8 protein-coding genes and 1 pseudogene are annotated in these 7142 nt (G+C 56.2%); 4 read left to right on the top strand and 5 right to left on the bottom strand.

Features of this window, described 5'->3' with window-relative positions; translation table 11 throughout:
* The 3 genes from EGH24_RS14735 to EGH24_RS14725 form a co-directional block, all read left to right on the top strand.
* On the top strand, nt 1-789 hold a 789-nt coding region (locus EGH24_RS14735), incomplete at its 5' end, for an HAD-IC family P-type ATPase (protein ID WP_142980847.1).
* Nucleotides 790-794: 5 nt separating this feature from the next.
* Entirely contained in the window at nt 795-1412 is a 618-nt protein-coding gene (locus EGH24_RS14730; protein WP_092893792.1) for a methyltransferase family protein, read from the top strand.
* Nucleotides 1409-2509: a succinylglutamate desuccinylase/aspartoacylase family protein gene (locus EGH24_RS14725; protein ID WP_058365807.1), complete on the top strand. Its 1101-nt coding sequence runs from the start codon at nt 1409-1411 to the stop codon at nt 2507-2509. The genes EGH24_RS14730 and EGH24_RS14725 overlap by 4 nt, the downstream gene beginning before the upstream one ends.
* A gap of 259 nt (nt 2510-2768) precedes the next feature.
* On the opposite strand, the gene EGH24_RS14720 is transcribed toward EGH24_RS14725, so the two are convergent.
* The 5 genes and pseudogenes from EGH24_RS14720 to EGH24_RS14700 form a co-directional block, all read right to left on the bottom strand.
* Nucleotides 2769-3404, bottom strand: a complete 636-nt coding sequence (locus EGH24_RS14720; RefSeq protein ID WP_080508370.1) for an adenylate kinase — start codon at nt 3402-3404, stop codon at nt 2769-2771.
* Between the two features lie 59 nt (nt 3405-3463).
* The gene (locus EGH24_RS14715) at nt 3464-3964 is read right to left on the bottom strand and encodes a CBS domain-containing protein (protein ID WP_058365806.1); all 501 of its coding nucleotides are present in this window, start codon (nt 3962-3964) and stop codon (nt 3464-3466) included.
* Between the two features lie 179 nt (nt 3965-4143).
* On the bottom strand, nt 4144-4872 hold the full coding sequence (locus EGH24_RS14710) for an SDR family NAD(P)-dependent oxidoreductase (RefSeq protein ID WP_119713009.1): 729 nt from the start codon (nt 4870-4872) through the stop codon (nt 4144-4146).
* 72 nt (nt 4873-4944) lie between these two features.
* Complete coding sequence (locus EGH24_RS14705; RefSeq protein WP_246058036.1) at nt 4945-5658, bottom strand: hypothetical protein; 714 nt, start codon at nt 5656-5658, stop codon at nt 4945-4947.
* A pseudogene (locus tag EGH24_RS14700) lies at nt 5634-5996 on the bottom strand (AarF/UbiB family protein). Before EGH24_RS14700 ends, EGH24_RS14705 begins: the two are co-directional and overlap by 25 nt.
* 463 nt (nt 5997-6459) lie before the next feature.
* Between EGH24_RS14700 and EGH24_RS14690 the strand changes: the two are divergent.
* Nucleotides 6460-6780 carry a YHS domain-containing protein gene (locus tag EGH24_RS14690; protein WP_142980841.1) on the top strand — a complete coding sequence of 107 codons (321 nt, stop codon included), beginning with the start codon at nt 6460-6462 and terminating at the stop codon, nt 6778-6780.
* Nucleotides 6781-7142: the final 362 nt, after the last annotated feature.

The following is a 7142-nucleotide window of genomic DNA, read 5'->3' as shown; positions in this document are numbered from 1 at the left end:
ACNGTTTCGAACTTTGAGAATTTCCGCGGTCTCGGCGTCAGAGCCACTGTGGACGGCGAGACGGTTCATATCGGTGGACCGAACCTGATTGAGAAATTCGGTATCGAGCGGTCCAACGAAATCGCTGCCTTCGCGGAGGAAGCTGGCTCGAACGCAGAGACGGTTATCTACCTGGTTCACGACGAATCCGAAGTTGTCGCAGCATTCGCGCTGGCGGACGTTATTCGGGAAGAAAGCCGGCAGGCCATCGAGGCGCTACACGCGATGGATATCGAGGTGGCGATGCTGACCGGTGACTCGGAGGACGTCGCACGGGCTGTCTCGGAGGAACTCGGCATCGACCAGTACTTCGCGGAGGTACTCCCCGACGAAAAGGACACGAAAGTCGAAGCGCTCCAGTCCGAGGGGAAACTGGTCGCGATGGTCGGCGACGGCGTCAACGACGCGCCGGCGCTCACGCGAGCAGATGTCGGTATTGCCATCGGTTCAGGGACCGACGTCGCCATCGAGTCGGGCGATATCATCCTCGTCGACAACAATCCCCTGGATGTCGTCCGTCTCATCAAGCTCTCGAAGGCGAGCTACCGGAAGATGCAGGAGAATCTGGTCTGGGCGACCGGCTACAACGTCTTCGCGCTCCCACTCGCTGCCGGAGTCCTCGCGCCTATCGGTATCCTGCTGTCGCCGGCGATCGGCGCGGTGTTCATGTCTCTCTCGACAATCATCGTCGCTATCAACGCCCGTCGTCTCCGCAGCGCCGATATTTCCGTGCCCGACATTGGTGCGTGATCCCTATGGCACTCCAGGCGACACAGACATTGTTCAGCGTCAGTCTCCTATCCGGGGGACTCCTACTGGGTGGCCTCCTTGCCACCATCGTCAGTCCGACATTCCGGTTCTGGCCGCACGGGACGCGGAACTGGACGTTCTGGGTCAGCTGGACAGCCTGGACGCTATACGTCGTGGGTCTGGTCGGCATTGCATACCTCGACTGGTGGCACTGGTACGAACCACCGGTGGTGGTGCAACTCGTCAGTGTGCTTGTTTTCGTAGCAGGCACAGCGCTGTCTATCTGGGCGATGTGGACACTCGGATTCTGGGAGAGCAGTGGTCTCGAAGGCCACCTTCAAACTGAGGGACCGTATCGCTTCTCTCGCAATCCACAGTACGTGGGGTTCATCACCATGCTCGCCAGCGGAGGCCTCCTCGCAGGTTCGATTCAAACGGTCATTCTCGCTATCGGTGGAATCGTGTGGTTCCTGCTCGCACCACTCGCCGAAGAGCCGTGGCTCCGCGAGCAGTACGGGGGCGAATACGAGTCATACTGCGAGGCGGTTCCACGATTCCTTGGTAAACCCAGTAGACGTGCAGCGCAGACACATTCAGAGCAGTCCGAGAGTGATTCTCAATGACTGGATCCGCGACACAACCGATTGAGGTCGGCGGCCGAACCATCTCACCCGGAGAGAAGCGCCAGTTCCGCTATTCGGTGGGAACAAGTTTCCACGGCGACCCGATCGACATTCCGGTCACGGTCGTCAACGGAGAGAATGATGGCCCGGCGATGTTCCTCAGTGCTGCCGTGCACGGCGACGAACTGAACGGCATCAAGATCGTCCAAGAGGTCGCAGAAACCTACGGTCCCCCGGACATCCACGGGGCACTCGTCTGCCTCCACGTACTGAACGTCCCGGGATTCATGGCCCAACAGCGCTACATCCCGATCTATGACGAGGACCTCAACCGGTCGTTCCCCGGGAATCCACAGGGAACGATGGCGAAACGTCTCGCCCATACTATCTTCGAGGAATTCGTCTCGAAGTGCGACCTAGGGCTGGATTTCCACACCTCGACGCGCAACAGGACGACGATGTATCACGTTCGGGCAGATATGCGCGACTCTGACGTCGAACGCATCGCCCGTGCATTCGGAACGAGCGTGATTCTCGACGGTGAAGGCTCAAACGGGACGCTCCGAAAGGCAGCATCGAAGACGGGGGTTCCGACCGTAACTGTGGAGATGGGGCGCGCCCACCGGTTCCAATCGACGCATCTCGAACGCGCCCTTCACTGCGTGGCGAGTGTCCTCGCTGAACATGAGGTTCTGCCAGACCGGCCGGTCTCTTGGCCTGGGTGGACGCGTGTGGTCGCACGCGACGGTGAGAAGACGTGGCTTCGTGCTGCCACCGGCGGACTCGTCGATATGAAGTGGGGCCCACAGCCGCTCGTCGAGGACGGGGAGCAGCTGTTCACTATCTCCGATCACTTCAAAGATGAGGTCGAAGTCGTTCGTGCACCGTCAACTGGCCTCGTCGTCGGTGTACTCGAGAACGCAGTCGCGTACCCGGGGCATCCGCTGTGTCACTTCGTGAGCGTCGACGAAACGACCGCAGACATCATCCGGGACGACATCGAGCGGGGTGAGTTCGATGTCTACCGTGAGGGTGGTTTCCAGCGGCCGGAATATGGTGAGAGCGGTGAGTATGAAGGACGAGATCCGCTCTCTTGACGGGCCAGCGTCTGCTGACAGGCTCTTCATCGGTTCGAAGAGCCCCCCATAATTGCCTACTGGATCGTTCTTCGGCCAATAACCGTTCCAAGTTCTAATTCGTACGGTATGATGGTCGGCTTTTATCGAACATCGTCGAGATCACCTCAGCAAGATCGTGCCCTCTCAACTACAGACTCGCCGGGTACCAGTGTGTAAAATGTACAGATCTGCTAGGTGATGCCCGGTATAGTAACGCTCACCCCAACTTTTTCGCGACCTATTGCGCGTTTTCAACCGCTTTCCTTACGTCAACCCAGACTTCATCAGGAGACTGTTTTCCGTCGACACGTTCCAGTTGACCTCGTTCTTCGTAGTATTCAATAACTGGTTCAGTGGTCTCACGAAATACACGTAGACGTTCACGGACTGTCTCCTCGGTATCGTCATCCCGCTGCTCAAGTCGTCTTTCAACTTCAGGATCTTCAGGCGGACTATATTTTATATGATAAGTGTCCCCTGTTTTTGGGTCTATACGGCGACCCGTGAGTCGTTGAACAAGTTCCTCCTCGTCTACGTCAAGATATAGAATAACGTCAACGTCGGTCATATTATTGAGTTCCTCAGCCTGTTCTACGTTGCGGGGATACCCATCCAGAACAAAGCCATTGACTTGCGATAGAGCCTCTTTAACGAGCAGAGTGACAACCTCGTCCGGAACAAGCTCACCTTGATCCATATATGTGCGCGGGACATCATACTCTGATTCAAATTCTGAAATATCCCTGTCCTTATTTGCCCGAAGGAGCTCCCCGGTAGTGATATGCTTTACATTAAACTCCTCAGAAGCCTTTCTACTCTGCGTCCCCTTTCCTGCGCCTGGTCCACCGAGGATTAGAATCCGTGGTTCGGCCATGTCTCTCTTTTGATGTCAGTCACGAAAAAGACACGTATCGAGAGTCTCAGATGCGGAGGTTACTTTCTCTGGGACTCTGACCGGATGATCCCGGAGAGATTGTCCATCTGTGCGGAGACATGGGCAGCTTCTCCCGCGAGGTGAGTGATGAGATCGTCAAGGGTGACGATCCCCACAACTGAGCCATCTTCGACAACGGGAACATGGCGGGCAGCCGCCTCGTTCATTTGTCGCAGTACCCTCGGTACCTCCGCCTCAGGCGTTACGGTGAGGGGGTCGGAGGTCATCACATCTCCGGCGGTTATGTTGGATTCGCTCTGATCCGTTGCGAGAACGTTGAACTCACTATCTGGCGTGAGGAGCGCGCCAATCAAATCTCGATCTGTAATGATGCCCACGAGCTGGTCGTTTTCTTCCACAACGACGTAGCGGGCACATTTGGTTTGCGCGACCATCGTTTGGGCGACCTCTGCTACCGACGTATCCGGAATAACGCGACCAACTGACTCGTCGGCGATACTCCCAACACGTAGTGTGAGATCGGATCGATTCTGTTCCATACTGGGGGATTGGTTAGAGAGACTAAATAATATGGCGGCAGTTCCTCACTTCATAGAAGCATCTCAGGGAGTTACGGTGCTTGCCTTCGGTAGATAGTAGCACGTTTTGCGCTGCTACTATCCGACTGGTCTCCCGCGTAATGTTGGAACCAAGTGTGGTGAATGTGCGACCGTAGTTACTAGTGGGCAGTCCAGCCTCCGTCGACAGGAATGTTTGTGCCTGTGATGTACGTCGCCTCATCAGAGGCGAGAAACATCGCAATGCCGCCGATCTCCTCGGGTTCGGCCACTCGCTGCATGGGTGTCTCGTCTCGGACGAACTCGTAGAACTGTTCCTGGTCGAGGTAGTCGTCTGTCATCGGCGTTTCAACGAATCCAGGGCAGATACTATTGACACGTATCCCTTCTGTGGCGTAGTCGATGGCGAGCTCTCGTGTGAAATTCACGACACCACCTTTTGCTGCCGAATAGGCAGGTGATCCAGGACCACCAACGAGGCCATAAATCGACGCGACATTAATGATGCACCCCTCACTGTCTTTGAGATACGGGATCGCCGCTCGCGAGCCGTACATAACCCCTGTGAGATTAATTTGAATGACCGTATCCCACTCTTCGAGCGACATTTCTTCGATGGACCCTACTTGGCCAATTCCAGCGTTGTTTACGATTGCGTCAAGCTGTCCGTATTCGTCAACCGTACTGTTGACGAGGGTCTCTACCTGCTCATACTCCGTGACGTCACATTGGTGGAATTCACAGCCGAGTTCTTCGGCAGTCTCTCGGCCGGTTTCTTCCGTGCGACCTGCGATAACGACTTCGGCTCCGTAATCAATGTACTTCGAAGCAATTGCTTTGCCGATCCCGGTTGCACCACCAGTGATGATCGCAACTTTATCTTTGAGCATATCAGGTACTTCGCATAGACGCCACAAAATAGTTTGAGGCGTCGTGGGGGTACTCCGTATTCGAGATACCAGTTATCGACGCTGTTGCCTTGATGAATGAATGAATAAAATGGTGAAGCCGAGTGCGACGACGATCCCAACAGTAGCAGAGATCTGACTTACGGATAATGCGAGACCACTCGCTACAAATGTTCCTCCTGCGAGGATGGCGTACCCGATCGAACGAGTCTGCCGTCGTTGGCTCTGTGCGATCTCCTGAGGTATCACTGTGCGTTCCTGTTCTCGTGCGTCCAGTTCACGATCCAATTTCGTGGGTAGCCGGAGGAGGGCCCAGAGGGAGGTTTCGATGTCGGACTGAGCTTCGGCGAGTTTCATCCGGGCTGCTCGCTGGAGGAAGCCGTGTTCACGGAGGAACGCCTGCGCAGCTGCGAGGATATTGAACTCGGGATCGAGCTGTCTAAGAACACCTTCACCGATCGATCCCACCCGAATGACTAACATCACGTCTGGCGGGATACGAAACGGAAACTCTCGGAGCATTCCGACGACCACGTCGATTATCTGCTGCCAGTTCACATCACCACTCCCTTCGAGGTCATCGATAACTAACTCGAGAACGTGGCCGACGGCGGCCCTGTCGGCGTCGGGATCGAGTGCACCAAGGGCGACAAGTTCGTCGATGATGGATTCGACATCCCGGTTGACAGCGGCCAGATAGAGGTTGATCACGCTCGCTTGCATCGCCGGCGTGAACCGACCGCTCATCCCGAAGTCGTAGAATACGATGCGGCCATCATCGTCGACAGCGAGATTTCCAGGATGGGGANNGNCNNGNTNANNNCCTTGATTCCGGGGCGTCTTACTTTCACGACCACCTGTTCTCCCTGATAGGTCGCCCGATAGACCTGTGCTAGCGATCCGCCGGCGATGGGTTCGGGATCGAAGTCGTCGTACGAGTGATACCCGACGTCTTCGGCGAGAGCCGGAATCATCTCTCGATACGGACCCGCCGGGATCGCATCTTGGAGCACTGCGAACTCCTCCGCGTACACTTGCGGAACGAGATCTGGGCGCGTCGAGAGAACTTGGCCGATCTTTACGAACGTCGGCCCAAGGTTGAGCATCGCCTCCCGTAGACGGCGGGCACGCTGCTCGTGCTGGTCCCGTGGCACAGTGCGTGACCCACCGACGATCAGAAACCGATGCCGATCACGGAGAAAGCGTAGGATGAACGGGGTGAACGTCCCAAGAATACGAATTAGACGGAGAAGAAATCGAACCATGGGCGTTGTCATAGAGTTCTTCCGACGGCCCTTAATACGTGCCCGTCGACCTACTTCGAAATACCCAATCGGCTTGGAGACGGATCTGTGAACAGAATGCCGAGGGATCCCGTCTGCGGTATGCAACTCAGAGTTGACGAAGCGGTAGCTTCAGTCCGGCACGACCAGGTGACGTACTATCTCTGTAGCGAAGAATGTCGACAGCGCTTCGAGAAACAGCCCGCAGTATACACCGAGTAGGGAGCCTACGCACAGTAGCAAATGGCCGACTGACGTTTATGGAAGGGCGAGGCGTACTGCCAGTATGCCAGTTGAGCCGGTCTGCGGTATGGAAGCCAGCGACTCAAGCGAAATCACCACCGAGTTCGAGGGGACGACGTTCTACTTCTGTTCGTCCGACTGTCGTGATTTCTTCGAAGAGCACCCGAAGCGATTCGTCGACGAGCCACGACCCCACCTCTGTGATGCGAGTGGCGTAATGGTACCGCGCTTGCACTACGGCCGCGCCGTCGGTGAGTTCAACCTGACGGTCGCCGACCCGGAATTGCTGAGCGTCGGTCTCGAGGACGACACCGACCTTCAGTTCGATCTCGAACGGGCGAATAAAGCTGCAGAACGATCCTGATTCCTTAGCGAACTTCGGATACTTCGCTACCGTTTTCGTCGACCGATTCTCGAACCGTCATTTCCAAATCCCGGTCCTCTCGAACCGTCTTGATGAGTGCTTCAAGCAGACTGTTATACGCATTCGGGCGCTCAATCATAGCGACGTGACCGGTACGCTGTAGCCTGCAGAAAACGCTCTCAGGAANCNNNCTCGCNNNTCCNCGGACCAGCCGACGGTATTGTTCCCATCGAGCGGGCACGCGGAACCGCGAGGCGGATTCCTGAGAGCGTTTTCTGCAGGCTACAGCGTACCGGTCACGTCGCTATGATTGAGCGCCCGAATGCGTATAACAGTCTGCTTGAAGCACTCATCAAGACGGT

The organism is Halonotius terrestris (genome assembly GCF_006861665.1).
GTDB lineage: Archaea > Halobacteriota > Halobacteria > Halobacteriales > Haloferacaceae > Halonotius > Halonotius terrestris.
Note: the sequence above shows the minus strand (reverse complement) of the source record. Positions and strands in the feature narration are given on the sequence as shown.